We start from the raw sequence: 290 nt of genomic DNA, 5'->3' as shown, positions 1-290 counted from the left end.
TGGCGCCGCGCCGCCGGACTGCCCGCGACCTCGCTCGCCTGGGGTGCCTGGGCGGACGGCGGGATGGTCGGCAGCCTGGCCGAGGCGGACGTGCGACGGATGAACCGTGGCGGCGTGCAGGGCATGCTCGCGGCCGAGGGCCTGGCGCTGTTCGACGCGGCGTGCGCTGCGGACGACCCGATGCTGGTGCAGATGCAGCTCGACCTGGTGGCGCTGCGCGCCGAAGCCCGGGCGGGCACCCTGCCGCCGCTGCTGCGCGGACTGGTCAGGACGCCGGTTCGCCGGGCCGT

At 77.2% G+C, this 290-nt stretch carries 1 protein-coding gene; it reads left to right on the top strand.

Annotation, left to right across the window (positions count from 1 at the left end; genetic code table 11):
* The coding region (locus tag UK12_RS42740; RefSeq protein WP_045307337.1) for a hypothetical protein at positions 1 to 290 on the top strand (290 nt) is incomplete at both ends.

The sequence above is a fragment of the Saccharothrix sp. ST-888 genome, assembly GCF_000955975.1.
In the GTDB taxonomy this organism is placed as follows: Bacteria; Actinomycetota; Actinomycetes; order Streptomycetales; family Streptomycetaceae; genus Kitasatospora.
The sequence above is the reverse complement of the archived record's forward strand: the minus strand, read 5'-3'. Positions and strand labels throughout refer to the sequence as shown.